This is a genomic window from Mycolicibacterium sp. XJ2546 (assembly GCF_053483195.1).
In genome coordinates this window covers 43,417-70,235 of the sequence record NZ_JBEFRW010000020.1, presented here as the reverse complement: position 1 = coordinate 70,235, position 26,819 = coordinate 43,417, and the positions used below count along the sequence as shown (strand labels likewise).

Annotated in this window: 23 protein-coding genes and 1 tRNA gene; 6 read left to right on the top strand and 18 right to left on the bottom strand. The window is 67.4% G+C overall.

Annotated features, from left to right (window positions below; genetic code table 11):
* Positions 1-23 precede the first annotated feature (23 nt).
* The 6 genes from ssb to ABQE44_RS23230 all read right to left on the bottom strand — a co-directional run bounded on the left by ssb (position 24) and on the right by ABQE44_RS23230 (position 9,157).
* The gene (gene ssb / locus ABQE44_RS23255) at positions 24-497 is read right to left on the bottom strand and encodes a single-stranded DNA-binding protein (protein ID WP_448394542.1); all 474 of its coding nucleotides are present in this window, start codon (positions 495-497) and stop codon (positions 24-26) included.
* Between the two features lie 246 nt (positions 498-743).
* On the bottom strand, positions 744-1,601 hold the full coding sequence (locus ABQE44_RS23250; RefSeq protein ID WP_448394541.1) for a type IV toxin-antitoxin system AbiEi family antitoxin: 858 nt from the start codon (positions 1,599-1,601) through the stop codon (positions 744-746).
* Between the two features lie 90 nt (positions 1,602-1,691).
* Entirely contained in the window at positions 1,692-3,704 is a 2,013-nt protein-coding gene (locus ABQE44_RS23245) for a bifunctional copper resistance protein CopD/cytochrome c oxidase assembly protein (protein ID WP_448432112.1), read from the bottom strand.
* A gap of 22 nt (positions 3,705-3,726) precedes the next feature.
* The gene (locus tag ABQE44_RS23240; protein WP_448432110.1) at positions 3,727-6,075 is read right to left on the bottom strand and encodes a glycerol-3-phosphate 1-O-acyltransferase; all 2,349 of its coding nucleotides are present in this window, start codon (positions 6,073-6,075) and stop codon (positions 3,727-3,729) included.
* Positions 6,072-7,640: an HAD-IB family hydrolase gene (locus tag ABQE44_RS23235; RefSeq protein WP_448432108.1), complete on the bottom strand. Its 1,569-nt coding sequence runs from the start codon at positions 7,638-7,640 to the stop codon at positions 6,072-6,074. The genes ABQE44_RS23240 and ABQE44_RS23235 overlap by 4 nt, the downstream gene beginning before the upstream one ends.
* Before the next feature lie 32 nt (positions 7,641-7,672).
* Positions 7,673-9,157: a wax ester/triacylglycerol synthase family O-acyltransferase gene (locus tag ABQE44_RS23230; RefSeq protein WP_448432106.1), complete on the bottom strand. Its 1,485-nt coding sequence runs from the start codon at positions 9,155-9,157 to the stop codon at positions 7,673-7,675.
* 127 nt (positions 9,158-9,284) lie between these two features.
* Between ABQE44_RS23230 and ABQE44_RS23225 the strand changes: the two genes are divergently transcribed.
* From ABQE44_RS23225 to ABQE44_RS23210, 4 genes are all read left to right on the top strand, one after another.
* Positions 9,285-9,357, top strand: a tRNA-Arg gene (locus ABQE44_RS23225).
* Between the two features lie 39 nt (positions 9,358-9,396).
* Positions 9,397-10,869 (top strand): PE-PPE domain-containing protein, encoded by a 1,473-nt coding sequence (locus ABQE44_RS23220; RefSeq protein ID WP_448432104.1) that lies wholly within the window; start codon positions 9,397-9,399, stop codon positions 10,867-10,869.
* A gap of 70 nt (positions 10,870-10,939) precedes the next feature.
* On the top strand, positions 10,940-11,290 hold the full coding sequence (locus ABQE44_RS23215; RefSeq protein ID WP_448394672.1) for a hypothetical protein: 351 nt from the start codon (positions 10,940-10,942) through the stop codon (positions 11,288-11,290).
* A 31-nt stretch (positions 11,291-11,321) separates the two neighbouring features.
* Positions 11,322-12,074: an enoyl-CoA hydratase gene (locus ABQE44_RS23210; protein WP_448394535.1), complete on the top strand. Its 753-nt coding sequence runs from the start codon at positions 11,322-11,324 to the stop codon at positions 12,072-12,074.
* 59 nt (positions 12,075-12,133) lie between these two features.
* On the opposite strand, the gene ABQE44_RS23205 is transcribed toward ABQE44_RS23210, so the two are convergent.
* The 8 genes from ABQE44_RS23205 to ABQE44_RS23170 all read right to left on the bottom strand — a co-directional run bounded on the left by ABQE44_RS23205 (position 12,134) and on the right by ABQE44_RS23170 (position 21,452).
* Positions 12,134-13,216 carry a dihydrolipoamide acetyltransferase family protein gene (locus ABQE44_RS23205; RefSeq protein ID WP_448432102.1) on the bottom strand — a complete coding sequence of 361 codons (1,083 nt, stop codon included), beginning with the start codon at positions 13,214-13,216 and terminating at the stop codon, positions 12,134-12,136.
* Entirely contained in the window at positions 13,213-14,271 is a 1,059-nt protein-coding gene (locus ABQE44_RS23200) for an alpha-ketoacid dehydrogenase subunit beta (RefSeq protein ID WP_448432100.1), read from the bottom strand. Before ABQE44_RS23200 ends, ABQE44_RS23205 begins: the two co-directional genes overlap by 4 nt.
* Before the next feature lies 1 nt (position 14,272).
* Positions 14,273-15,340 (bottom strand): pyruvate dehydrogenase (acetyl-transferring) E1 component subunit alpha, encoded by a 1,068-nt coding sequence (gene pdhA / locus ABQE44_RS23195; protein WP_448432098.1) that lies wholly within the window; start codon positions 15,338-15,340, stop codon positions 14,273-14,275.
* Positions 15,341-15,441: 101 nt separating this feature from the next.
* The gene (locus ABQE44_RS23190; RefSeq protein WP_448432096.1) at positions 15,442-16,260 is read right to left on the bottom strand and encodes an HpcH/HpaI aldolase/citrate lyase family protein; all 819 of its coding nucleotides are present in this window, start codon (positions 16,258-16,260) and stop codon (positions 15,442-15,444) included.
* Positions 16,260-16,748: a MaoC family dehydratase gene (locus ABQE44_RS23185; protein ID WP_448394530.1), complete on the bottom strand. Its 489-nt coding sequence runs from the start codon at positions 16,746-16,748 to the stop codon at positions 16,260-16,262. Before ABQE44_RS23185 ends, ABQE44_RS23190 begins: the two co-directional genes overlap by 1 nt.
* Positions 16,745-17,905: an acyl-CoA dehydrogenase family protein gene (locus tag ABQE44_RS23180; protein ID WP_448432094.1), complete on the bottom strand. Its 1,161-nt coding sequence runs from the start codon at positions 17,903-17,905 to the stop codon at positions 16,745-16,747. The genes ABQE44_RS23185 and ABQE44_RS23180 overlap by 4 nt, the downstream gene beginning before the upstream one ends.
* Positions 17,902-19,896 (bottom strand): acetyl/propionyl/methylcrotonyl-CoA carboxylase subunit alpha, encoded by a 1,995-nt coding sequence (locus ABQE44_RS23175; protein WP_448432092.1) that lies wholly within the window; start codon positions 19,894-19,896, stop codon positions 17,902-17,904. The genes ABQE44_RS23180 and ABQE44_RS23175 overlap by 4 nt, the downstream gene beginning before the upstream one ends.
* A 5-nt stretch (positions 19,897-19,901) precedes the next feature.
* Entirely contained in the window at positions 19,902-21,452 is a 1,551-nt protein-coding gene (locus tag ABQE44_RS23170; protein WP_448432090.1) for a carboxyl transferase domain-containing protein, read from the bottom strand.
* Between the two features lie 69 nt (positions 21,453-21,521).
* On the opposite strand from ABQE44_RS23170, the gene ABQE44_RS23165 reads away from it, so the two are divergent.
* Positions 21,522-22,121: an SACE_7040 family transcriptional regulator gene (locus ABQE44_RS23165; RefSeq protein ID WP_448394526.1), complete on the top strand. Its 600-nt coding sequence runs from the start codon at positions 21,522-21,524 to the stop codon at positions 22,119-22,121.
* Positions 22,122-22,187: 66 nt separating this feature from the next.
* Here ABQE44_RS23165 and ABQE44_RS23160 read toward each other — a convergent pair whose 3' ends face one another.
* From ABQE44_RS23160 to ABQE44_RS23150, 3 genes are all read right to left on the bottom strand, one after another.
* The gene (locus ABQE44_RS23160) at positions 22,188-22,340 is read right to left on the bottom strand and encodes a DUF6131 family protein (protein ID WP_448394525.1); all 153 of its coding nucleotides are present in this window, start codon (positions 22,338-22,340) and stop codon (positions 22,188-22,190) included.
* Positions 22,341-22,371: 31 nt separating this feature from the next.
* A complete protein-coding gene (locus ABQE44_RS23155) occupies positions 22,372-22,599 on the bottom strand; it encodes a hypothetical protein (protein ID WP_163903270.1) in 228 nt (75 codons plus the stop codon).
* A gap of 92 nt (positions 22,600-22,691) precedes the next feature.
* Positions 22,692-24,533 carry an alpha/beta hydrolase family protein gene (locus ABQE44_RS23150; protein ID WP_448394524.1) on the bottom strand — a complete coding sequence of 614 codons (1,842 nt, stop codon included), beginning with the start codon at positions 24,531-24,533 and terminating at the stop codon, positions 22,692-22,694.
* A 189-nt stretch (positions 24,534-24,722) separates the two neighbouring features.
* Between ABQE44_RS23150 and ABQE44_RS23145 the strand changes: the two genes are divergently transcribed.
* Entirely contained in the window at positions 24,723-25,484 is a 762-nt protein-coding gene (locus tag ABQE44_RS23145; protein WP_448432088.1) for an MmpS family transport accessory protein, read from the top strand.
* Here the strand turns inward: ABQE44_RS23145 and ABQE44_RS23140 are convergent.
* Complete coding sequence (locus ABQE44_RS23140) at positions 25,481-26,806, bottom strand: MFS transporter (RefSeq protein WP_448432086.1); 1,326 nt, start codon at positions 26,804-26,806, stop codon at positions 25,481-25,483. The genes ABQE44_RS23145 and ABQE44_RS23140 overlap by 4 nt on opposite strands.
* Positions 26,807-26,819 lie beyond the last annotated feature (13 nt).

Here is a 26,819-nt window from a genome sequence, read left to right as displayed (position 1 = left end):
ATCCTAGGCGCGGCCTGGGTCGGCTAAGCCGACAGTGTCAGCTCGTCGTCTGAGCTCACCGCGTCGGTAGCGGAACCGGGCTCGTCTGCGCCCTGGTCGGAACCCGCGTCGTCTCGATCTGTCGACCGCTGGTCCTCCTGCTGCTTGCCTCGGTCGATACGCGCGACACAACGGGCCAAATCGGGCCCGACCGATGTGGCGCGCACCTCGACCGATGAGCGTCGGTTGCCGTCGCGGTCGTCGTACTCGCTCGTATAGACGTGCCCGACAACGATCACCGGATCGCCCTTCACCAGGGCGGCGCTGGCACCGGTTACCACCCGCCCCCAGCAGATCACCGTCACGAACAACGAGTTGCCGGGCTCCCATGTTCCCTCGGCCGTACGGCGCCGCGAGTTGCTGGCGACGCGGAACCTGACCATTTCCTGATCGCCGACGCGGCGGTGAATCGGGTCGGTGACGATATTGCCGACGATGGTGAACGGTGTCTCGAACATGATTCCTCCAACTTGTTGCGTGACGACGGCCGCTCGGCGCGTCGGTGACACCGCAATTGACCGTCAGCGCACCGACAGCGGGCAGTCGCCGGCGGGGCCACGCCGCGTGGTTGTGGATGAATCCGCCGTTGGGGATAGTTCGCCGCGAGGTCGCGCACTCGGGCCACCCGCTCGACACCGACGCTTTGGCTGGTTTGCGGCCGCCGAATCGACCAAGGCGTCGGTTTCGAGCGAAGCCCGCGATACCTACGGGCGCCAGCCCCGCGAGAGCAATGCGGTGCGCGCCTGCTCGACGATGTCGGCGCCGCGGTCCTCTTTGATGGCGTGGATGACGTGCCAGTCAAGCCGCTGCAGCACGCGGTTGACCTGAACGTCGAGGACATACTGTCGCCTGCTGGTCAGGTGTTGTTCGCCGTCGTATTCGGCGCCCACCTTGAAGTCCTCCCAAACCATGTCGACGCGCCGGACGTAGTTACCCATCTCGTCGTAGATCACGAATTGCGTCGTGGGCGCAGGTAGTCCGGCGTCGATGAAAAGCAACCGCAGGCCGGTTTCTCTCGGTGATTCGGCGCCGCCGTCCACGAGCGGCATCGCCACCCGTAGTCGTCGCAAACCTCGTACACCGCGATGACGTTTCGCCAGCAGCGCGACATCCTCAGGAGCGAACGGGCGGGCATTCATCAACGCGTCCAGGCGCGCGACGGCCCGGTCGCGTGGCTGATGGCGGCCGAGGTCGAATGCGGTGCGGGCCGGCACGGTCGCCCGGATGCCCCCGATCGTGGTGACCTCGTCCTCCTCCAGGGTCTCGTCGCGGACGACCAGCCCGCGCTGGCGTCGAGCCGCCGAGACCAGTTCGATCGGAATGTCGTCGTCGACCCATTTCGCTCCATGCAGTGCGGATGCGGCGACCCCGGCGATCACCGCTGAGGGCGAGCCCAGCGACACCCCGGCGATCCGCTCGCGCAGCGATACTTCGTATCCGCGGGGGACGTAGATGCCGCGGTACAGCGGCCGGTACTGACTGCGCAGATGGGCTCGGGTGAGGTGGCCGGCAGCCACCGCGTCGCTGCCGATGAACGGGATCTCCACACTGATTGGACGCACACGCGACCGATTTGGCTCCCATCGCTCTCCAAACCGACGCAATGGTCGATTCGCCGGCCGGAAATCGACCAAGGCGTCGGTCTCGATGCGCTAGTGGGACGAACCGTCCCGACGGGCCAGTGCGGCCAGCATGTTGTTGTAGGCGGCCAGTTCCTCGTCGTGGTCGCGGTCGGCCGCACGGTCGAATCGCTTGGCGGTGCGCTCGTCGCTGCGCTGCCATTGGATGAGCAGGGCAATCATCACCACGACGAGCGGGACTTCACCTGCGGCCCAGGCGATTCCACCGCCGGTGCGCTGGTCGCTGAGCAGATCGGTGTTCCAACTCAGGTCCAGCCCGCGGTAGAACGTCTCGGCCAGGATCGTCTTCGAGCCCATCAACAACACCCCGAAGAACGCGTGCAGCGGTAGGGACGCGAACACCATCGCAACCTTGCCCAGCTGCGGAAGCTGCCGCGGCGCGGGGTCGATACCAATAACCACCCAATAGAACAGGTAGCCGCTGAGCAGGAAGTGCAGGTTCATCAGCACGTGCGCGAAGTGGTAGTCGACCGCGGTGTCGTAGAGCCCACCGAAATACAGGCCGTAGAAACCCGCGACGAACACCACGGTGGCCACGATCGGATGGGTGAAAAAGCGCGCGACCCGCGAGTGCAGTCCGGTGAGCAGCCATTCCCGCATCCCCGGCGGCTCCCCGCGGCCAGCCGACGGCAGCGCGCGCAGCGCCAAAGTCATCGGCGCGCCCAACACCAGCAGGATCGGCACCAGCATCGACAGCGCCATGTGCGCGATCATGTGCATCGAGAACATTGCGGGCATGTAGCGGCCCAGACCCGAGGAGGTCGCGAACAGCAACGCAGCGCATCCCAGCAGCCAGCCTGCGGTCCTGCCGACCGGCCAGGCGTCCCCGCGGCGCCGCAGCCGGCGTACCCCCAGTAGATACACCACGGCCATGACGATCGCGGCGGTCCCGAAGATCAGGTCGAACCGCCAGTCGAACAGCACCCGCTCGAAGGTCGGCGGGCCCGCCAGCTGGTAGCCGATCTCGACCTCGACCACGCTGGGCTGCACAGGCAGCGGCGGCGGCGGGGTCCGGCCCAGCCCGACGGCGATGCCGAACGTCGCACCGAACACCACGGCCTCGACCAAAGCGAGCCGAATCAGCGGCCGGCGCTCCCCCGGATCCTTTTGCAATGCCGCGACGCCGCTGCGGCGCTGTTGCCAGCCGATCATGCCGAGGACGGCCAGCGCGAGGACCTTGGCGATGACCAGGCCGCCGTAGGGCGTGGTGAATAGGTCGGCCGGCTCGATCCGCACGAATGCGTTGACCACCCCGCTGACCGCCATCACCACAAAGCACCACAGCGCCAGCATCGAGAACCGGCGCGCGGCCAGATCGGCGTGCGAACCGTCGCGCAACGCGTGCACCAGCAGCGCGAGTAGGCCGCCGGCCCAGAGGGCGCCCGCGAAGATGTGGAACAGCAGGCTGTTGGTGGCCATATCGTGTGAACCGCCGGTGGCCGAATGCCCCGTGAGCACCAGCGGCAGCAATGTCAGCAGCGCACCGGCGAACAGGATCGGCGTCCACGTCCACCGCAGCACGCCCATGCTGGCCACCGTCACCACCGCCGCCAGAAACGCCGTCCACCGCCACGCCCCTGCGACGTCAATCATGCTGGCCACCGACCACACGCTGATCGGGTCGAGGGCGTGCAACGGCTGACCTGAGACATCGGACACGGTCAACGGCACCAACAGCACCGCGCACACCGTCCAGACCGCCGACGCGGCGGTGCCCAGTCGCAGCGACCGGTAGCCGGCGGCGTCGAGCACGCCGCTGGTCTGCGGCGGGGTCAGAAACGCCGCGAACAGGAAGGCGCCGACAGCGACGACGGCCGCGATCTCCCCCGCCGCTCGCACGAACGGCAGACCGTACGTCGTCACCGGGCCCGGGTCGGGCAGACCGGTGGCCGTCAGCGCATCGGCCAGCGACAGCCCGCCGATGGCGGCCGCGACGGCACCGGCCAGCAGGCCCACGCCGACGAGCACCGGCCATACCGCGCTACTGCGTACGCCCGCCGCGACCTGCCGGCTGGGAATAGTCATGGCCCCAGCCTATTGCGCAGGCTCAGGCGGGTTCGCTGCGCAGTGCCTGTCGCTGCATTTCACGGGCGAAGAACTGGGAGCGCGAGATCTGCTCGACTTTGTCCATGTCGTGCAGGATCGCGCGCAATTCTTCGCGAAACGCGCCGCGCCGCTGTTCGAGATCGGCGGCGGGCGTCAGAAGGTCTTGGTCGGCGGCGACTTGCCGGGCGGTGGTGAACAGCAGCGCCGAGACCGCCTCGTTGCTGTGGATCCGCCCCTGCGCGACGTACTGGTTGCCGAGCCCGAGCGCCTGCTTCGTCAGTTCCTTCTCACCAACCTCGGCGGGTGCGTCGCGCAGCGCGTCGGCGACGATCTGATAGGCCTCGAAGAACGGGCGCAGCATGGCACCGGCGATCAACGGCTTTTTACCCCGCAACAGCGCGTCGACCTGCTCACCTCCGGCCGATACGTGGGTTTCCCAGTCCTCGTGCCACGACATCTCCTCGGCGATGTGCTCACGAAAGGCCGCGGAGTCGGCGAAGTAGAAGTCGAACTTCAACAGGTCGCGCAGCCGCATCGCCTGGTTCCAGAACGCCTCGAGCCGGTCGCCGTCGGCGCGCGCCGCGCAAGCCAGCGCCAGCTCGACGATGGAGGTCTCCAGGAACGCGTCGATGAGCGTGTTGCGGTAGAACGCCGCCTCGTGCTCGTCCTCGGGCGCGATCCGCCAAACACATTCCCTACCGCCTTCGACCGCGGTGACCGGATGGCTGTTGGACAGCGCATCGAGCGCCGACCGGACGCCGGCGGCGGTGCGTAACCGCAACGCGCTGTTGGTCATCGGGGTCTGCTTACGTTCCAGATAATCCAGCGAGTCCTGCAGCGTGTGGTGGATCTGGTCGAGCGTCAGGGCTACGCCCCGCGTGGTGAGCAGCAACGCCGAAACCAGCGCGGTTGCGTTGACCGGCGTCGCCCGCAGGATCCGCCACGACACCTCGAAGGCCATCTTCTGCAGCGCAAGACGTTTGGCGGCTTCATCGGCGCTCATCGGCCCGTGCGGTTCGCCGAGGTACTCTCGCATCGAGACGGCCTGGGGGAACCGGACGTAGATCTTGCCGTAGTTTCGCTCGCCCTGCGCCTTGATGAAGTTGTACATCCACGACAAGCTTTCGGGCGTTTTCTCGCCGCCACGCGCATACGCGGCGTATTCGGCGGTCTCGTGTAGCTGGTCGAAGCTGATCGAAACGGGTTGCAGGAGAATGTCGTCGCTGCGGCCGTCGAGGTAGGCGTCGGCGACGTATGCGAGCAGTCCGAGCTTGGGCGGCAGCATCTTTCCGGTACGCGACCGGGTGCCCTCGATCGACCAGCTGAGGTTGAACCGTTTTTCGACGATGTAGCCGACGAACTGGCGCAGCACGTACTTGTAGAGCGGATCGTCGAGCTTGCGGCGAAGGAAGATGACGCCGGAGTGGCGCATCAACGGGCCCATGAGGCCGAACGACAGGTTGATACCGGCGAACGTGTGCACAGGAGGTAACCGGTTCTCCTGCATGGCAACCGGCACGATGACGCCGTCGAGGTAGGACCGGTGCGAGAACAGCAGCACGGCCGGATGGTTCTCCAGGTTGCGCCGCATCACTTCGACCTCGGACCGGTCATAGTCGATGTGGGGGTCGAAGCCGCGGCTGAAGATCGCCCGGCCCAGCGACGGGATCAGATCGACCGAAAAGCGGCTCCAACCGGTGGAGAGCTCATCGAGCATCTCGCCGGCGCGTTCCAACGTCGCACCCGGGATCTGCGCCAGCCCCTCCCGAAACCGCGACGAGGCCAGCAGCTCCGGTTTGATCAGCCGCGGCGACTTGTACTCTGGGCCGAGCAGGCGCAGCTCCACCCGTTCGATCGCCAGGGCGGCACGGCGAATGACGAAGCGGGCGAACTCTCTGGCATTCTCGGCGACGGTCGTATCCGCCCACTGCTGGCGGAGCTCGGAGACCTTGGCCGGCTCGCCGGCCACCACCCTGGCCCGCGACGGATCTTTGCGCAGGATGCGGCGCTGGATGATCTCCGGTGGACGGTAGGTGTCGCGCCCGGATAGCAGGGCGACGATCTTGGATCGGGTGGGCAGCCCGCCCGGGACCCAGAACACCCGCACCGGCACCACCGACCGGTCCTCGTGGGCTTGAAGTTTTTCGACGAGTTGGGCGAGCACGCCGGGTGGCGGATCGTCGCTGTGCGGTAGGCGCAGCACCTCGACGGTCGTGTCGGGGTGCTCGAGGCGCTGTTGCGCCAACCAGTCGTCGAGCAGTTCCTGCTCAGCCGGTGACGACACCGACGCCAGCACCAGCGCATCGTCGGTTGGGGTGAACGGCGTGTAGTGGTCGACGGGTGTCTTCACGATTGGCCCTCCCCGGCGGGGTTTTTCGCCGTCGACTTCGTCGTGGGGGCTTTCTTGGCTGCGGCTTTCTTGGTCGACTTTTTGGCGGGTTTCTTCGTCGACGAGCGGGTGTACAGCTCGGGGGTCGGCAGCGTGTCGTGCGGCCAGTCCCTGAGCGTGTCGAGGTAGAGCTGGCGGATCTCTTCGATCCGTTCGGAAAGGTTGTCGGGTGTCCAGTCGTCGACGGGTATCGGCGGATACACGACAACGTCGACGGTGCCCGGGTTGAAGGTGCTCGAGTCGCGTGCGGCGATGACCTCCGCGTTGCGGATCACGATGGGCACGATCGGTATTCCCGCCGACATCGCGATGCGGAACGGCCCCTTCTTGAACGGGCCGACCTCGGTGGTGTCCAGCCGCGTGCCCTCCGGTGCGATCAGAATGGACAACCCCTTGCGCGCCAGTTCCTCGACCTTCTTGAGCCCTTCGACCGCCTTCTGTGGATCGTCGCGGTCGATGAAGGCCGCGTCCATCACCTTGCCGAGGGTTCCGACGACGGGGTCTTTTTCGAGCTCCTTCTTGCCGACGGACGTGAAGTCGGTGTCGACCAGCCGTCCCGCGATCAGCGGGTCGGCCTGGTTGCGGTGGTTGAAGATAAACACCGCCGGTCTTTTCGCGGTCAGGTTCTCCTTGCCCACCACGTTGATGTTGACGCCGATCGCTGTCATCAACGCCCGGCCGAAAGCCGCTGTGAAGAAGTTGACCCCGGTGCGCTTGCTGCGGGTGAGCATCCCCAGGCCCAGCGCGCTGGCTGCGATCGGAACCATCGTGGCGATACCGGCGGCGGTGCGCAGCTGCGAAACCGGGCTGCTTCCGCTGCGGCTGCTGAACCGCAGCACCGGCCAACCGCGTTTGGCGGCGACGGCGGCCAGCTTTCCCGCGGGGTTCGTCGGCCGCGGGTTGCCGACGAGGTACATCAGCGCGACGTCTTCGTCGCCGTCGGCGTAGAAGTAACTCTTGGACAGATCCACGCCGTGGTCGGCGGCGAAAGCCTGGACCGCCCTGGCTTTTCCGGGCCCCCAGATGACGGGCCTGCGCACCTCGCCGGTAAGCAGACCGTTCTCGTCGATCTCGAACTTGTTGCTCAGCACGTTGTCGATGCCGAGGAACCGCGCGACCGGCTCGACCTGGACCGTCAGCGCCGAGGAGCTGAGCACCACGGTGTGGCCGCGCGTCATGTGGGCGCGCACCAACTCGCGCATCTCGGGATAGATGCGGCTGACGATCTTCTGCACGAAGAGCCGCTCGGCCAGTTCGTCGATGTCGGTGAGCGAGTTACCCCGCAACATGCGGGCCCCCTTGCCGATCAGGTCTTCGAACTCGGAGCGCCCGAGCTGATGGTTCAGCCCGGCCTGCACCATGCCGATGAACTCGCCAACCGACATCTGTCTGTGGCGCAGCCGGTCTCGCGTCATGACCACGCCGGTGAAACCGGCGACCAAGGTGCCGTCGAGGTCGAAGAACGCGCCGACCTCCGGACCGGCCGGGCTGGCCTCGATCTCGGCGACCGAACCCGGCAGGCGCATGATACGTCTCTCAGACTGACCGTTTGCCGAAGTCATGACGACGTGCTCCCGTTGGGTGAGACCGGATTGGATGAAACCGCGTCGAGCGCGAACGAGGCGGGCACCGCTCGGCCGTCACCACCAAGAGCGAGTACCTCGTCGAAACCCTTCAACAGGCAGCGCGCCCACAGACCCGGATCGGTGACCGCGGCACGGTCATAGCGCGTCGTGATCGTGCAGTACCCGCTGCGCGAGATCAGCACGACCATCATCGCCACCCCCGGAAGCGGGCCAAGACCGTACTGTCGCAATACTTTCGCGCCGGCGATGAAGGTGTCGCCCGCGTACACCGGCACGTTGCTGGCCTGCACGTCGGAGTTGACGATGGACCCGGCCATCGACTCGAGCACGCTATCGGGCAGAAGGCCGAGCACCGGTGCGATCGCCCCGACCATGTCGATGGCCCGTTCCTCACGCTTGGTGGTCATCTGCGACCGGATGTTCTTGATGCGCACCTGCGGATTCGTCAGGCCGATCGGGGCGGCGAGATTCACACCGGCGAACCGGTTTCCACCGGCCGGGTCGGCATCGGACCGAAGGTTCACCGGCACCGCCATCGGCAGCTCGTCGATCGGCACCCCCTTCGCGTGGTGGTAGAAGCGCAGCGCCCCGCAGAGCCCAGCCAAGTACGCATCGTTGATCGATCCGCCCGCCGCCTTGGCGGCCCGATGAATGTCGCCGAACTCGATGTCGATCGCCTCGCTTCGCGAGGCCAGGCTGCGTCGCCGCAACACCGGCGACGGCTCGGCGACCGGTCCGACGACACGGGCACCCGACATCGCGTACTCGACGGCGTCACCGAACCGCGAAAGCGGGTCACGCACCACCTCACCCACGATGTGCGCCGCGCCGGCCAACACTCCGCGAAACCTGCCGAGCACCGTGCCGGGAAGCCGGCTGATCCCTTGGCGCATCAGATCATTGGGCGAAAGGTCCTGCGGGATCGGCAACGGCGGTGGCGGCTGCTGCGGCGGTTCGCGTTCGAGGTCGTAGAGGTTGGCAAACATCTCCACCCCGCCCACGCCGTCGGTGACGGCATGGCTGAGGTGAACCACCAGCGCGGCACGGCCGTCGGCGAGCCCCTCGACGAGCGTCGCCGTCCACAGCGGCCGGGAGATGTCGAGCGGCGACTGCGCGGCGACCTCGGCCAGGTCCAACACCTGACGGAAAGTGCCCGGCTCGGGGACACGGACGCGGCGGACGTGGTAGTCGAGGTTGAAGTCGGGGTCGATCACCCAGCGCGGCGCCACGGTGGGCAACGTCGGCGCCACCACCTTCTGTCGCAGCCGCAGCACCTTGCGGGAGGTGTGTTCGAACCTGGCGCGGAACAGGTCCCAATCGGGTGTGGTGTCGAGAATCTCCAGCGTCATGATCCCCGAGCGAGTGCGCGGATTGGCCTCACCGCGATGCAGGATCTGGTCCAGGGCATTGAGTTCCTCAGGAAGCCCTGCCGCATCGACGTCCGGCAGATCCGTCATAGCTCGTCGCTCTCCTTCTGACTCCGAATGGCGCTGTCACCACGCTAGCCCGCCGCGCGGTGGCGGGAAGGGGCTTTAGTAGCTGTCCGGTGTCGATAGCTCTGGAAGATAGAATCCGGGGCGCATTGCCTCCGTAGCTCAGCGGATAGAGCAGCCGCCTTCTAAGCGGTTGGTCGCAGGTTCGATCCCTGCCGGGGGCGCGCGATACATTGCTGGGGCACCGTCGAATGGAATCAGGCATGGGGAGACGCGCGAGCAAGGTGGCGCTGAGCGTCGCTGCTGCAGGCATCGCGACCAGCGTCGCGGGGGTCGCCGCCATGCAGCCAGCCGCCAGCACGGCACCGCTTGTCGATTTGGCCGCGCTTATCGTCGTCGGCAGCTCCACCAACCCGACGGGCGCCGGAGTCGAGAACTTCTTCCAGGGCAAGTTCAACGACCCGATGTACACCGGCCCGGACGGCGATGACATCGTCCACGTCAACTTCTGGTCCGGCACCGAAGGCATCCAGCGGGCCCTTGACGCCAACTCCGGGGAACGCAACGCCATCATCGCCTCAGGCTGGGGTGCGGCGAATGCGAGCCTGCTGGCGCTGAAAAACCGACCGGACCTCAGCGACACGGTGTTGATCCTCGACAACGACGTCGCCCGCCCCGACGGCGGCTTCGGCACCAGATACCCGTGGTTCGCGTTGATCGGCGTCAACCCGTTTCCCACGCCCAGCGAGGTGCCCGCCCTGCGCGCGGTGAACATCGGGTACCAGTACGACTACAACTCCAATGCGCCCGCCGTCCTTCTCAACCCGTTGGCGGCCGTCAACTCACTGGTCGGGTATCTGTACCGGCACCGCGACCAGGCCTCGCTGGACCTGCCGGTCAACGCCGACGGCACCCCGGCCGTGCACTGCGACGCGAACACCTGCGCGATCACCGTCAGCGGCGCGGTACTGGACTGCCCCGACGCGCGCTGCAGCTCACCCCAAGACCGCATCACGGCCTACGTCACCACCCGTGACAACACCACGTACGTGACCTACGCCAGCGAAGAGCTACCGCTGACCCGGCTGATCGGCGACGTGTTCGGGCGCCGCGTCGCCGCGTTCACCGACCCGCTCCTGACGCTGCTCGTAGACTCCGCGTACTACGGCGGCAACCCGATTCCCAGCGATCCCAGCGCATACCGGCCCGCGACGCTGTTCCCGTCGCTCATGAGGGTGCTCGACACTGTGGTCCGCATCCCCGGCGCCATCGCCGAGGGCTGGCACGCCGCGACGGCGCCCCCGAAGAAGGCGCCGACGCCGAACACCACATCCGAAAGCGACATCTCGGACGCGGCCGACGAGCCCACCGCCGAGAAAACATCCTGGAAGCAGTCCCCCGTCGTCAAACGCGCATTGTCCGCGTGGTCACCCGAACCCGGGCAGTCGTCGGTCGACGAGGAGGTTTCCGAAGTTTCCGAGACGGCCAAACCGCGTACCAACGTCGTACGCACCAGCGTCAAAGCCGTACCCGGCCTCGCCGCGCTCACCGGCGGTACCGATGATACGGACTCGGAACCCGTTGAAAGCGAAGATGATTCGCTTCCCGACAGTGAGAGCGAACCGCCGCAGGACAGCGACGACGACACCGACGACACGCAGGGCGACAGCGACGGGTCCGACAGTGCCGACGGCCCCGATGCCGACAGCGCCGACCAAGACAGCGAAGCCGCCTGAGTACCGGACAAGTCCCCTGGTCGATACACTTTGCGACGTGAACCTCGCGCGACGCGGCGCAGCCGCGGTCATGGCGATCGGCGCCCTGCTCGCGGGCGCGCTCGCCGGCCCCGCGCAGGCCAGCCCACCCAGCTACGGAAGCAACGGGGTGTTCGGCGTCGCCACCAACCCCACCGAGGGCTGGGCGACGGCCTACATCGCTCCGGGCCGCTACCGCGTCGACCAGGCACCGAGCATGGAGCCGTACCAGAGCGCGCCCGGTTTCTGGTACCGGTGTCACTCGTTCCCCTGCAGCCCGAGCTTTCCGGGCAGCATCATCGCCAGCGGTGCGGCGATCCGCGATGTCCCGACGTTCGTCGACGTGCTGCCCAGCGACATCGCGGTGGCCCTGCACAACGTCACGTTGACGGCCGCCCCCTGAGCCGCGACGCGACCGCTCTACGCTGAGCAGCGTGTCTGATCTTGTGTTGGTCCACATCGAGGACCGCGTCGCCGTCGTCACCGTCAACGATCCCGACCGTCGCAACGCCGTGACGTTCGAAATGTCGGCCCAGCTTCGTGGCGCCGTCGAGGCCGCCGAAGCCAACCCCGATGTGCACGCGGTCGTCGTCACCGGGGCCGGTAAGGCGTTCTGCGCCGGCGCCGACCTCAGCGCGCTCGGCGAGGCGACCGACGAGGGGCTGCTCAAGCTCTACGACGGCTTTATCGCCGTGGCCAACTGCGCGCTGCCGACCATCGCCGCGGTCAACGGTGCGGCCGTCGGCGCCGGCCTGAACCTCGCGCTCGCCGCCGACGTGCGCATCGCGGGCCCCGCGGCGCTGTTCGATTCCCGCTTCCAGAAGCTGGGCATCCACCCCGGTGGCGGCGCCACCTGGATGCTGCAGCGCGCCGTCGGCCCGCAGGCGGCCCGCGCGTCGCTGCTGTTCGGCATGCGCTTCGACGCCGAGGCCGCGGTGCGCTACGGGCTCGCGCTGAGCCTGGCCGACGACCCGGTGGCCGCGGCGCGTGAGCTGGCCGCCGGCCCGGCCGCCGCACCGCGCGACGTCGTTCTGGCGACCAAGGCGTCCATGCGCGCCACGGCCAATCCGGGTGTCGTCGACTCCGATCAGCACCGCATCGCCGTCGACACCGAGCTCGGGCCGCAGGCCACGTCGATCCTGTCCCCGGAGTTCGCCCAGCGCCTGGCCGCCGCCAAACGTAAATAGGGCGGTTTGTGGAGCCGCACCCGCGGTGAGCGCGGCTAACACTCCACAAATCGCGGAGGCTAGAGGTCGAGCAGCGCCAGCTCCGGTGATTCGACGAGGTCGCGCAGTTCGTTGAGGAACGCCGCGACCTGGGCGCCGTCGGCGACGCGGTGATCGAACGCGCAGGTGAGCTTCATCGTCGGGCGCGCGACCACCTCACCGTCGACGACGACGGGCCGCGGCCGCAGCGATCCCATCCCGAGGATGGCCGCCTCCGGATAGTTGATGACCGGCACACCGTCGTCCAGACCCAGCGCGCCGAAGTTGGACACCGTGAACGTCGACCCCTGCAGTTCTGCCGGCCGCAGCGTGCCCGCGCGGGCGTTGCGGATCAACTCGTCCACCACGGCGGCCAGTTCGCGGGTCGTCTTGCCCTGCGCATCGCGCACCACCGGCACCAGCAGCCCGCGCGGGGTGGCCACGGCGAAGCCCAGATGCACCGCGGTGTGCAGGTGCACCCGCGGGCCGTCGGCCGTGTCGAGCCAGGTGGCGTTGAGGTTGCGGTGGTGACGCAACGCGATCGTCAACAGTCGCAGCGTCAGCACGAACGGCGAAACGGGGAGCCCGGTCAGCCGGGTGCCGTCGACCTCCACACCGGCGTGCGCATCCGGTATCTCTCGGCGCGACACCGTCATTCGCTGTGCCATCGCAGCGTGTACGCCGTGCACCGCCACCGTGTCCGCAGCGGCCAGCACGTCGTCGCGGGTGATGATCCCGTCGGCGCCGCTGGGGGTCAAGGCGGTCAGGTCGACGCCTGATTGCGCGGCCAGCTTGCGCACCGACGGCTTGGCGCGGGGCCGGCGTCTGCTGCCGTCCAGGTCATCGTCGGCGCCGTAGCCGACCAGCACCGGTCTGCGCTTCGCCTCGGTTTCGATACGCACCAACACCGCGCCGACGTCGAGCGTATCGCCTTCGGCGCCACCGAGTTCGACGATGCGGCCCGCGTACGGGCTCGGGATCTCGACCTCGGCCTTGTTGGTCTCCACGCTGCACAGCGTTTGGTTCAGTTCGACGTCGTCGCCGACGGCGACGGCCCATCCGGTGATCGTCGCGTCTTCGAGGCCCTCGCCGAGGTCGGGAACCAGGAACTCCTGCACGGTCATGGCTGCTCCAGTGTGCGTTCGATGCAGTCGAGTAACCGGTCGACGCCGGGCAGCCACAGCTTCTCGAGCCGGGCAGGCGGATACGGTGTGTCAAAGCCGGTGGCGCGCAACACCGGTGCCTCCAAATCGTAGAACAACTCCTCTTGCAGGCGGGCGGAAAGCTCTGCGCCGAACCCCAGCGTGCGGGGACCTTCATGCATCACCACCGCGCGGCCGGTGCGCCGCACCGAATCCGCCACCGTGCCGAAATCCAGCGGGTTCAGCGACCGCAAATCGATCACCTCGATGCGCCAACCTCGTTGTTCGGCAGCGAGTTCGGCCGCGCTCATCGCGGTGGCGACCAGTGGGCCGTAGGTGATGACGGTGGCGTCGTCGCCGCTGCGCCGCACCGAAGCGCTGCCGATCGGCAGGCCGGGCACGGCGGTGTCGACGGGTTCGCGCGCCCAATACCGCCGTTTGGGTTCGAGGTATACGACCGGGTCGGAGCTCTCGATCGCCTGGCGCAGCAGCCAATATGCGTCAGACGGCGTCGACGGCACCACCACTTTGAGCCCGGCGGTGTGCAGCCAGTAGGTCTCGGTCGACTCGGAATGGTGTTCGACAGCGCCGATCCCGCCGAACGACGGGATGCGGATGGTCACCGGCATGGCGACGTCGCCGCGGGTACGCATTCGGTACTTCGCCAAGTGGCTGACGATCTGGTCGAACGCGGGGGCGGCGAACCCGTCGAACTGGATCTCCGGCACCGGCACCAGGCCGCGGATCGCCATGCCGATCGCGATGCCGACGATCGCCGATTCCGCCAGTGGGGTATCGAAACACCGCTGCGCCCCGAACGTTTCGGCCAGCCCTTCGGTGACACGGAACACCCCGCCGAGCGTCGCGACGTCCTCACCGAACACCGTTACCCGCTCATCGGCGGCCATCGCGTCGTGCAGCGCTCGGTTGATCGCCTGCACCATCGTCAGCGTCGGCGCCATCGGCGCCGGGGTCAGCATCGTTCGGCGGGGTTCGTCCTCGCCGTGCGCGGCGGGACGTTCGATGATCTGCGTCATGTCACGCCTCCCTGGCCAGTTCCGCCAATAGAGTTCGCCGCTGGTTGTGCAGGTCCGGGGTGATGTCGGAATAGACGGTGTCGAAGATGTCGCCGACGTCGAAATCGTCGGCGTCGACGACGGAATCGCGCAGTTCGGCTCGCAACCGGTTCGCCTTGGTCGCGACGCGCTCTTCGAGCCGGTCGGTCCACACTCCCGCGTCGCGCAAGTACGTGCGGTAGCGCTGGATCGGATCCTTTGTGGCCCAGCGCGCCACCTCGTCGGGATCTCGGTACCGGGCGGGGTCGTCGGAGGTGGTGTGCGGGCCCATCCGGTAGGTCACCGCCTCGATCAGCGTCGGACCCGCGCCGTCGCGGGCCCGTGCGGCGGCCTCGGCCACCACGGCGAAACATGCCAGCACGTCGTTGCCGTCGACGCGGATGCCCGGCATGCCATAGCCGATGGCGCGGTGCGCGATCGACGGCGCGGCGGTCTGGCGTTCGACCGGTACCGAGATCGCCCACTGGTTGTTCTGCACGACGAACACGCACGGCGCCTGATACACCGCAGCGAAGTTCAGCGCCTCGTGCGTATCGCCGGTGCTGGTCGCGCCGTCACCGAGAAACGTCAACGTGACCGAATCCTCGCCCAGCCGTTGCGCGGCCATCGCGGCGCCGACGGCGTGCAGTGGCTGCGTGCCGATCGGGATGGAGATGGGGGCGACGCACTTCTCGGTGAAACCGAGTCCGCCGTGCCACTTGCCGCGCCACACGGCGGCCATCTGGGCTGGCGTGATGCCGCGCAGGAGGAACGCGCCGATCTCGCGGTATTGCGGGAACAGCCAGTCGGTTTTACGCAGGCACGCGGTCGCACCGATCTGTGCGGCCTCCTGGCCGCGGCACGACGCGAACAGCGCCAGCTCCCCCTGGCGCTGCAGGTTGACGAACTCGACGTCGAGCTCACGGGTGACGACCATCGACTCATAAAGCCAAGACAGCGTCTCGGGCGGCAGATCTCGGCGGTATCGGGTTTCGGTGGTCGGCGTGCCGTCCGGCGCCACGAGTTGGACCAATTCCGACAAACCAGCCATACCGCCTCCTAAGGTCACTGACGGCGGATCGCGCCGTCAGGCGACTGAGGTGCTCAGCACGGCGGCGGTCAGAGCAAAACCCCTGATTAGAGGCCTGTCCGTCAGCTGCCGGGGTGTGGCGCCAACGCGACGATACGCTCTGCTCGCCGCAGCACTGGGGCATCTACCATTATGCCCTCGAACTGGAAGACGCCCCGTTGGTCGCGGGCCGTGTCGAGCACGCGGCGGGCCCAGTCGACCTGTTCGTCGGTCGGTGCGTAGGCGGACCGCACCACCGCCACCTGGGTGGGGTGGATGGCCACCTTGGCGTCGAACCCGACCGCGACCGCGTCGTCGGCTTCGGCGCGCAACCCGTCGAGGTCCTTGATGTCCAGATACACCGAGTCCAGCGCCAGCCGACCGTAGGCCTTGGCCGCCAGCAGGCTCTGCGCGCGCACGTGTTTGGCGACATCGCGGTAGCTGCCGTCAGGCCAGCGGTTGGCGGTGCCGCCGGTGACCGCGAACAGGTCCTCGGCACCCCACATCACCGCGAACGCATTGTCGACACGGGCCGATTCGGTAACGGTGAGGGCGCCCAGCGGGGTTTCGACGAGCACCACCACGTCCAGCGGTGCCAGCGAGGCCACCTGCTCGGCGGTCTCGGTCTTGGCCAGCATCACGGTCGTGTACTGCGTTGCTGCCAAAGCCTTTACGTCCAGCGCGTGATCGGCCGTGGTGACCGGATTGACCCGGACGACGGTGCGGCTGGGGTCCAGCGGTGTGTCGATCAGCGCCTGGCGGGCCGCCTCGCGATCTTTGGCCGAAACGCCGTCTTCGAGGTCGAGGATGACGACATCGGCTGCCGCGGCGGCCTTTTCGAATCGTTCGGGCCGGTCGGCCGGGCAGAACAGCCAGCCTGGTCCGGGCTGCTCGAGCGCCATCAGGCGCCGTCCTGCGGCCGCATCCGCACCATCGTCTTGCGCGAGGCCAGCGCGACGACATCACCGTGCTGGTTGCGTCCGGTGTGGGCGAAGGTGACGATGCCCTCGCCGGGGCGGCTCTTGGACTCGCGCTTCTCGGTGACCTCGGTTTCGGCGTACAGCGTGTCGCCGTGAAACAGCGGCTTGGGGAACGCGACCTCGCCGAAGCCGAGGTTGCCGACGATCGTGCCCTGGGTCAGTTGGGCCACCGATAGGCCGACCAGCGTCGACAGCGTGAACATCGAGTTGATCAGCCGCTGGTTGAACGGCGGCAGCGCATCGGAGAACGCCGCATCGAGGTGCAACGCCTGAGTGTTCATCGTCAGCGTGGTGAACAACACGTTGTCGGCTTCGGTGAGGGTGCGGCCGGGCCGGTGCTGATAGAGCACACCGGTCTCGAACTCCTCGTACCACAGCCCACGCTGGACCACTATGCGTTTCTCGCTCACAGCCCGAGTTCCCTTCCGATCAGCATCAGCTGCACTTCCGTTGTGCCCTCGCCGATTTCGAGGATCTTACTGTCGCGGTAGTGGCGGGCCACCGGGTACTCGTTCATAAAACCGTAGCCGCCGAAGATCTGGGTGGCGTCGCGGGCGTTGTCCATCGCGGCCTCGCTGGCCACCATCTTGGCGATGGCCGCGGCCTTCTTGAACGGCTTGCCCGACAGCATCATCGCCGCCGCGTCGTAGTAGGCCGTGCGTGCGGTGTGCGCCCTGGCTTCCATCCGCGCGATCTTGAACGCGATCGCCTGGTTGGCACCGATCGGGCGACCGAACGCTTCACGCTCCTTGGCGTACTTGACGCTCTCGTCCACACAGCCCTGCGCGGCGCCCACCGAGAGCGCCGCGATGGCGATGCGGCCCTCGTCGAGGATGCGCAAGAAGTTCGCATAACCGCGGCCCCGCTCGCCGAGCAGGTTCTCCTCGGGCACCCGCACATCGTCGAAGCTCAACGGATGGGTGTCCGAGGCGTTCCACCCCACTTTGTTATAGGCCGGTTCGACGGTGAAACCCGTTGTCGGAACGGGTACCAGGATCGAGCTGATCTCCTTCTTGCCGTCAGCTTCCCCGGTGACCGCGGTGACCGTCACCAGCTTGGTGATGTCGGTGCCCGAGTTGGTGATGAACTGCTTGCTGCCGTTGATCACCCAGTGCCCGTCGTCCAACTTGGCGGTGGTCTTGGTCGCGCCGGCGTCACTGCCGCCGCCGGGTTCGGTCAGACCGAACGCGCCGAGGGCTTTGCCGCTGGCCAGCAGTGGTAGCCACTCCTGCTTCTGGGCGTCGTTGCCGAACCGGTAGACGGGCATCGCGCCCAGCGACACCCCGGCTTCGAGCGTGATCGCCACGCTCTGGTCGACCTTGCCGAGTTCCTCGAGCGCCAGGCACAGCGCGAAGTAGTCGCCGCCCATGCCGCCGTACTCCTCGGGGAACGGAAGGCCGAACAATCCCATGTCGGCCATGCCCGCGACGACTTCGTAGGGAAACGAGTGCTCCTCATCGTGTTTCGCCGAGACCGGCGCCACCACCGACTGCGCGAAGTCGCGCACGGTCTTGGCCAGTTGGGCGTAGTGGTCGGGCAGGGTGCCCGTAGCCAGAAAGTCGGTCATGATTGCGGCTCCTTGCCTGCCGTTATTCGGGCCAGAACTTGGCCCACCTTCACCTGATCACCCGCGGCGACGATTAGTTCCACCACACCGTCGACCGGCGCGGCCAGCGCGTGTTCCATTTTCATCGCCTCGACGGTGACGACGACGGTGCCTGCTTCGACCGGGTGTCCGTCCGAGACACCCACGGCGACAACGGAGCCCGGCATCGGGCTGGTCAGCTCGGCGTCACCGGACAGTTGGTCGTCGGCGCGCACCGGTGCTTCGCGTAGCTCTTCGACCATCGCGGTGCGGCCGGCGCCGGACAGCCAGATCTGACCATCGGTGGCGGCGACGAGGTAGTCGGTGCGCAGCCCGTCGAGCGTGATCGCCAGCCGGTCACCGGCCAACGAGGCTGTCAGCGAATGGGATTCGCCGTGTTCGACGGCGGCGCGGGCGGCCGAGGGGGTGCCGGTGAGATACACGTGGTCGGTGCGCGCGCCGGAGCTCAGCCGAAACGTCGTCGGCGCCGGTTCTCCGATCCGCCAGCCCGACGGCATCGCCCACAGGTCGGGCGTCGCGCTGCGCCAGCCGCGCAGCCACTTGTAGGCCGCGGCCGCGATCAACGCGTCGTCGCCGGGCGCGGCGGGCTGGAAGTCCGGCGCGCGGCGGTCGAGCAACCCGGTGTCCAGACGCCCCGCGGCGACGTCGGCGTCGGCCAGCAGAAACCGCAAGAACTCGATGTTGGTGATCACCCCGAGCACCGCGGTATCGGCCAGCGCCGCGTCGAGCGCGCGGATGGCGTCGGACCGGTCGGTGCCGTGGGCGATCACCTTGGCCAGCATGGGGTCGTAGTCACTGCCGATGACCGTGCCGCGGGTCAGCCCGGAGTCCACCCGGATGCCGGGCCGGCGCGGTTCGGCGAGGTCGAGTACGTCGCCGCCGGTCGGCAGGAAGCCGCGGCCCGGGTCTTCTGCGTACACCCGTGCCTCGATGGCGTGGCCGGTGAGGGTGATGTCGTCCTGGGCGATCGGCAGCTTCTCGCCGGCGGCGATGCGCACCTGTTGTTCGACGAGGTCGATGCCGGTGACCAGCTCGGTCACCGGATGTTCGACCTGCAGGCGAGTGTTCATCTCCATGAAAAAGAATTCGTCGGGCCGGTCGGCGGACACGATGAACTCCACGGTGCCGGCACCGGTGTAGTCCACACTGCGTGCGGTGTCGCAGGCGGCCGCGCCGATGCGTGCCCGGGTCGCCTCGTCGAGCAGCGGGGACGGCGCCTCTTCGATGACCTTCTGGTGCCGCCGTTGCAGGCTGCATTCGCGTTCCCCGAGGTGCACCACGTTGCCGTAGCCGTCGGCGAGCACCTGCACCTCGATGTGGCGCGGGTTGAGCACATACCGTTCGAGGAACAGGGTGTCGTCGCCGAATGCGGCGCCGGCCTCACGCCGTGCGCTGGTCAGCGCGGCGGGTAGTTCGGACGCCTCCTGCACGACGCGCATGCCCTTGCCGCCGCCTCCGGCCGACGGTTTGACCAGAACCGGATATCCGACGTCGTCGGCGTCGGCGATCAGGTCGGCGTCGGTGAGACCGGCTCGCGATATTCCCGGCACGACGGGGACACCGAACGCCGATACCGCGGCCTTGGCCGCGATCTTGTCGCCCATGGTCTGGATCGCCGCGACGGGCGGCCCGATGAACACGATGCCGGCGTCGTGCAGTGCGGCCGCGAATTGTGCGTTCTCCGAGAGGAATCCGTAACCGGGGTGTACGGCCTGGGCGCCGGTGCGCGTGGCCGCGGCGACGACGGCGTCGATGTTGAGGTAGCTGTCGCGCGCGGCCGCGGGGCCGATGTGCACGGCGGTATCGGCTTCGGCGACGTGGCGTGCGCCGGCGTCGGCGTCGCTGAAGACCGCGACCGCCCTGATGCCCATCGCGTGAAGGGTGCGGATGACCCGCACCGCAATCTCGCCGCGGTTGGCGACCAGCACGGTGTGGAAGCTCGTGGCAGGCATCTGCATCACATCCGGAATACGCCGTAGGAGACCGGCTCGAGCGGCGCCTGCCCGACAATCGAAAGTGCCAGGCCCAGCACCGTTCTGGTGTCAGCAGGATCGATGACCCCATCGTCCCACAGCCGCGCCGTCGAATAGTACGGGTTGCCCTGGTCCTCGTACTGCTGGCGGATGGGGGCCTTGAAGTTCTCTTCTTCTTCGGGCGTCATCTCACCGCGTACTGTCGCCAGCACCGACGCCGCCTGCTCACCGCCCATCACCGAGATGCGGGCGTTGGGCCACATCCACAGAAACCGCGGCGAGTAGGCCCGACCGCACATCGAGTAGTTGCCTGCACCGTAGGAACCGCCGATGACGACCGTCAGCTTGGGCACGCGGGCGCACGCGACCGCAGTGACCATCTTGGCGCCGTGTTTGGCGATACCGCCTGCCTCGTAGTCGCGGCCCACCATGAAGCCGGAGATGTTCTGCAGAAACAACAGCGGGATCACGCGCTTATCGCACAGCTCGATGAAATGCGCGCCCTTCAATGCGGATTCGCTGAACAGCACACCGTTATTGGCGACGATCCCAACGGGATGTCCGTGGATGCGGGCGAAGCCGGTGACCAACGTGGCGCCGTACTCGGCCTTGAACTCGGAGAACTCTCCCCCGTCGACGATGCGGGTGATCACCTCGTGCACGTCGTAGGGAACGCGTGAGTCGACGGGAACGACGTCGTAGAGCTCGGTCTGATCGGCCGCCGGCTCGACCATCGGTGCGATGTCCCACGGCGGTTCGGCACGGGGACCCAACGTCGCCACGATGCGCCGCACGATGCGCAGCGCGTCGCGGTCGTCATGCGCCAAGTGATCGGTCACACCGGAGGTTTTGGAGTGCAGGTCACCGCCGCCGAGTTCTTCTGCGGTCACCACCTCGCCGGTTGCGGCCTTCACCAGCGGTGGGCCGCCCAGGAAAATCGTCCCCTGGTTGCGCACGATGACGGCCTCGTCGCTCATCGCGGGCACATAGGCGCCACCCGCGGTGCAGGAGCCGAGCACCGCGGCGATCTGCGCGATGCCTTGCGCGCTCAACGTGGCCTGGTTGTAGAAGATGCGGCCGAAGTGGTCGCGGTCGGGGAACACCTCGTCCTGGCGCGGCAGAAACGCGCCGCCGGAGTCGACGAGGTAGATGCACGGCAGCCGGTTCTGTGCGGCGATCTCCTGAGCGCGCAGGTGCTTCTTGACGGTAATCGGATAGTAGGTGCCGCCCTTCACGGTGGCGTCGTTGGCCACGATCATGCACTCGCGCCCGGAGATGCGCCCGACGCCGGCGATCATGCCCGCGCCCGGGCATTCGTCGTCGTACATGCCGTCGGCGGCCAGCGCCGCCACCTCGAGGAAGGGGCTGCCCGGGTCGAGCAGCCCGTCGACCCGGTCGCGCGGCAGCAGTTTGCCGCGGCTGACATGTCGTTCGCGGGCACGTTCGGAACCGCCGAGTGCCGCGGCGGCCAACTTGGCCCGCAGTTGCTCGACGAGCTCGACATGCTTCTCGCGATGTGAAACCCGCGTTGCCATCGAAAGAAAACCGTTTCAGTTGAGTTAATGACGACTAACCGAGGGGGATGTTAGTTATCATTAACCGAAATGTCTACCGTCGCGCGCGTTGAAACACCCCGCAGTCGACGCAAGTCCGACCGCCGCGGGAAGCTGCTGGCGGCCGCTGAGCGGCTGATCGCCGACCGCGGCTATCTCGCGGTGCGCCTCGAAGACATCGGGGCGGCCGCCGGCGTCAGCGGACCGGCGATCTACCGGCATTTCCCGAACAAGGAAGCGCTGCTGGTCGAACTGCTGGTGGGTATCAGCACGCGCCTGCTGGCGGGGGCGGAAGCGGTCGTCGAACAGGCGGGCGACCCAGAGGAGGCGCTGGACGGCCTGGTCGACTTCCACCTGGATTTTGCGCTCGGCGAACCGGACCTGATCCGCATCCAGGACCGCGATCTGGCGCATCTACCCGCGTCTGCGAAGCGTCAGGTGCGCAAGGCCCAGCGTCAGTACGTGGAGATCTGGGTGGATCAACTACTGCACCGCGGCGTCATGGAGAAGGAGGCCCGGCTGATGTCCCATGCGGCGTTCGGCTTGATGAACTCCACTCCGCATGCGTTGAAAGCTCACGGCGCCAACGGAATCGAGCCGTCACGCTCACGCGCTGTACTGCGAACGATGACCATGGCGGCGTTGTCTTGACCGGTCGTCGCGCAAACGACAACGGCGGCCACCCGAAACGGGTGACCGCCGCAGAAGTCGGTGGGGTCAATACCAGGCACGCCGGCCGCCCACCGGACGGCCCATGCTTCCCAGCAACCAGAACACCGCGCCGATGACGATCAACGCGATGCCGATGTACATCAACGGCGTCCACAGGAAATATCCCAACACCGCAAGGATGATTCCGAGCACAATCATCACGCCACTCCTTCGTTAGTAGCCGCTGCTGTCAGGCAACGGCTTTCGGGTAGAGCCCGGACGCGCTGGGCTCCGGGATATTGCAATCAACTTTGGGGTTCACGCCCGCATAGTTGAGCGGCCCGACGAGAACCGTCAACGCGACTCGAGCCGCTGTGGCGCAGTTCGCGTCGCCGGTCTGAAAATAACCGCGTTGATATGCGGCCAATACTCCGATCAGCAACCAAATGAGTACAACGACGCCGATAACTCCTCGCATACTGCGCCTCCGTCCTTGTGGACACCGCATTGACGTAGCAGTGAATTACCCTTGCGCCAATGGCGTTAAACCTATGAAGCGCAGCTAATGCATCAAAGTGGTGTGGCCGGTGAAAACGCGGCGAACAGCCACTCGCTTATGGCCTTGAGCAGAACGGCGCGGTTCTCCCGCCGGTCGATCTCGTGACCGTCGTCGTCGAACACCAGGTATTCCACGGTGCGGCCAAGCTTTCGCAATGCGTCGTACATCTGCTGAGATTCGCTGGGCGGCACATTGGTGTCGTTGGCGCCGTGTACCAGCAGCAGCGGAGCGGTCAGGTCCGTCACCCGCTGCAGGGGTGAAAGCTGGGCCAGCAGCTCCCGGTCGCCAACGGGGTGGCCGTACTTGGGATAAGCCGCCGCGGCAATCCACGGTTCGGTGCTGCGATACCACGTGTTCAGATCGCTCATCCCGCAGATGCTGATGCCGGCCGCGAACAGGTCCGGGTGGAACGTGAGCGCGGCCTGGGTGAGATAGCCGCCGTAGGACCATCCGCAGCAGGCGATGCGATCTGCCGGCGCGTAGTTGTTCTCGGCCAGAAAGTTCACGGAGTCGGCGACGTCGTCGATGGCCGCGAACCGGCGTTCCTTGTCGTCGGCATGCATGAAATTGCGCCCGAACCCGCCGGATCCGCGCACGTTGGGCAGGAACACCGCGATTCCGGCTTCCACCAACGCCGGAAAGAACTCGTTGTAGCCGGGCCGGCCTTGGCCCTCGGGCCCGCCGTGCAGGAAAAGCATCGCGCCGATCGTTTCGACATCCTCGGGCGGCCGGAACAACCAACCGCTGAACACCAGCCCGTCGCGGGCGGTGATGGTCTCCAACGTCGGGTCGGTGCTCACCGGCCCGAGGCTGGGCTCGCGGTCGACGAGTTCCCATTCGCCGGTGCGCGGGTCGACCAGCTCGACTGTGGGCGGCTGCGACGGTCCTTCGACCGTCAACGCCAGCATCGAACCGCCCGCGCTGATGCTGAGCTGACTGGCCACCATGCCGGGCAACGGAATCGGGTCGTACAGGGTGTTGTCGGTCAGCTCGAGAATCTGTAATTCGCTGGCGCCGTGGATGTTCCACAACATGGCTACGGTCGAGAGGTCGTCGCTGACGGTGAACTCGTCGAGTTCGAATCCGGGACGCTCGGCGACCACGTGATAGGACACCCCGTCCGGGGTCGCGGTGACACCGAGCAGCCGCGCGTACTCGGCGCCGTTCTCGCTGCGGATGAGGGCACGCACATAGCCCTCGGTGCTGTCGTCTTCCAAGTGTGTTGTGGGTTGGTACATCTCGGTGAACTCACCCTCCACGCCCGCGCGCAACCGGCGCGGGAGGTGGTCGTCGAGGATGAGACCGGTGTCGGTGGTGGATCCGGGATCGTATGGCAGCAGCACCATCTCGATGCCGCCGCGCAGCATGATCAGATCCCGGTAACCACGCGGGCCGACGCGCACCAGCGCCACGCCGGCCCAGGCGTCGACCAACCGGCCGCTCGAGCGGCGGTCCAGCACGGTGGTTTCGCCTGTGGCGGGGTCGATCAGGCAGGAACTTCCGACGCCGTCGTCACCGGTCAGGATGGCCGCCACCAGGGTGCCGTCCCAGTTGATCAGCTCGGCAGTGCCCTCCCCGCTGCCGTCAGGCCACGAGTCGATGCGCCGCGCGTCGCGGTCGTCGGGATCGGTTGTCACGACCCAGATCTGGGTGCGGGTACTGCCGTCCGGGGATACCTCACACGCCAGCCAGTGCCCGTCGGCCGAGTGCATCACCCGGGTGACGGGCCCCTCGACAGGCAGTTCGACGTCACGGGAGGATGTCGCCCGCCAACCGCGCAGGAAGCGCTGCACCGCGCGGGGAAAGCCGCCGTCGTCGACAAGGTGCGCGAACGCGGTCGCGTCCGGCGACATTGACGCGCCGTAGACCCGGCGTACCTGTTGCCCCACCCCTCGTATTCTCCATAGCCGCGGGCGCTCGGCGACCCAGCCCGGGGAAGTTCCAGGTCACGGCCGCGGCTTTGGGGCTGATCAGGGGCTTGTGCGGCGCGACGAGCGCGGTTTGGGCGGCCGCACAGGTACCCTCGCAGCCATGAGGTGGGCATGACCGACTCACGCCGCGACGGGCCGGACCCGTCCCAACCGCAGGCTAGCGGCTACCCGGGCTATGCCGATCCGGCGTACGCGAGCCAGGCGGGTTACGGCCCCACCTACCAGGCCCCCACCGGGCCTGCGCCCACGGAGCAGCTGACGGGGTATTCGCCCTACGGCTACGACCGCTATGCGGCCGGCCAGTACGGCCAGCAATATCCGCCCGGTCCGCCGCCCGACGAACCGCCGCCGGAGGAGCCGAGCACGCCGCGCTGGCTGTGGGTGTTGTCCGGGGTGGCGGTGGTGACCGTCGTCGGCCTGGTCGTCGCCCTGGTCATCGTGAACGTGAACCGGTCCCGGCAGGAGACCGTCGTCGCCCCGCCGTCGATGCAGGAGCCGAGGTTCACCGCGCCGTCGCCGACGACAACGCGGCGGCCCACGGTCCCGGTGGTTCCGCCGCCGACGGTGCCCAGCACGCCGCCGAGGACCACGACCACCAACCCGGGGGTGACCGAAACGGTGGTCTACGACGTCACCGGCACCGGCCGGGCGATCAACATCACCTACGTGGACTCCGGCGGGCTGTTGCAGACGGAGTTCAACGTGCTGCTGCCGTGGAGCAAACAGGTTGAGTTGTCGAGGCCCGCAGAGGGTTCGGCCAGTATCAGCATCATCAACGTCGGCCCCGAGGTGTCCTGCTCGATCAGCGTCAACGGTGCGATGGTGCAGCAGCGCACCGGCGCGGGGCTGACCATCTGCACCGCGCTCGGCTAGTCCCTCGTCACATGGCGGGGTACGCGTACGGCCAGCATCCCCAGCAGACCGGCGAGTAGCACCACGAGCAGCCCTGCCATCCCGGCGCGGTCGGCGCCGAACACGACAATGAAGGTGGAGAACAGAAACGGCGCCAGATACGACACCGCCCGTCCGGTCGTGGTGTAGAGGCCGAACGCGACGCCCTCTTTACCCTCGGCTGAGATCCGTAGCAGCAGCGTGCGCGCGGCCGACAGCGTCGGCCCGATGAACAGGCACAGCAACAACCCACAGATCCAGAACGCCAACGGCCCGGACAGTGCCATCAGCGTGGCGCCGACGGCGATCATCGCCGTCAGCGAGGTGACGATCACGGCCTTGGCGCCGAACTTGTCGTCGAGCAGGCCGCCTGCGACCGCGCCCACGGCCGCCACCACGCTGGCGCTCACCCCGAACAGCAGCACATCGGCGGCCGAGACACCGTAGACGTTGACGCCGAGCACCGCGCCGAACGCGAAGATCCCGGTGAGCCCGTCGCGAAAGACCGCGCTGGCCAGCAGGTAGTAGACCACGTTGCGGTCGCGGCGCCACTCGCTGACGATCTCCTTCCACAGGGTGCGATAGCCGCTGAAGAAACCCGCTCCGGCAATGGGCTCTTGAGGCCGCGGCACGGGGCTGCGCACCGCCATGACGACCGGCAAGGCGAACAGCCCGAACCAGATGGCGGTCAACAGCATTGCGGCGCGGATGTTTTGGCCGTCGTCGATGGGCAAGCTCAATAAGCCGCGGGTGTCGCCGTCGCCGGAGACGAAGCCGAAGTACACGATCAGCAGCAGCACCACACTGCCGAAGTAACCAAGACCCAGACCCAGCCCGGAGATCTGCCCGGACGTCGTCGGTGTGGAAAGCTGGCGCAGCATCGCGTTGTAGGGCACCGTCGCCAACTCGTTGCAGGCCGACGCGCCTGCCAACAGCAGCAGGCCGGGCAGCAGGTGGTGGTAGTCGTCGCCGATCAAACTCATCGCCGCGGTGAGTAGCAATGCGAAGCCGCTGAGCACCCCCAGCACGCGTCGGCGCCGCCACGGCGCGTCGACCCACACGCCGGTGACCGGCGCGAGCAGGGCGACCACCAGACCCGCGAAGCCCAGCGCCCAGCCCAGCAGGCCCGCGGGGCTGGCGCTGCCGGGCAGGTCGTCGCCCACGACATTGGTCAAATAGACCGAGAACACGAACGTCACGACGATCGCGTTGAGCCCGGTCGCGCCGAAGTCCCACAGGGCCCATGCGAACACCTGCCGTTTGGCCGCACTCGGCAGCGCCGCCGCCGGGCGGGTGTCGCTCATGGGTGCCCAGGAT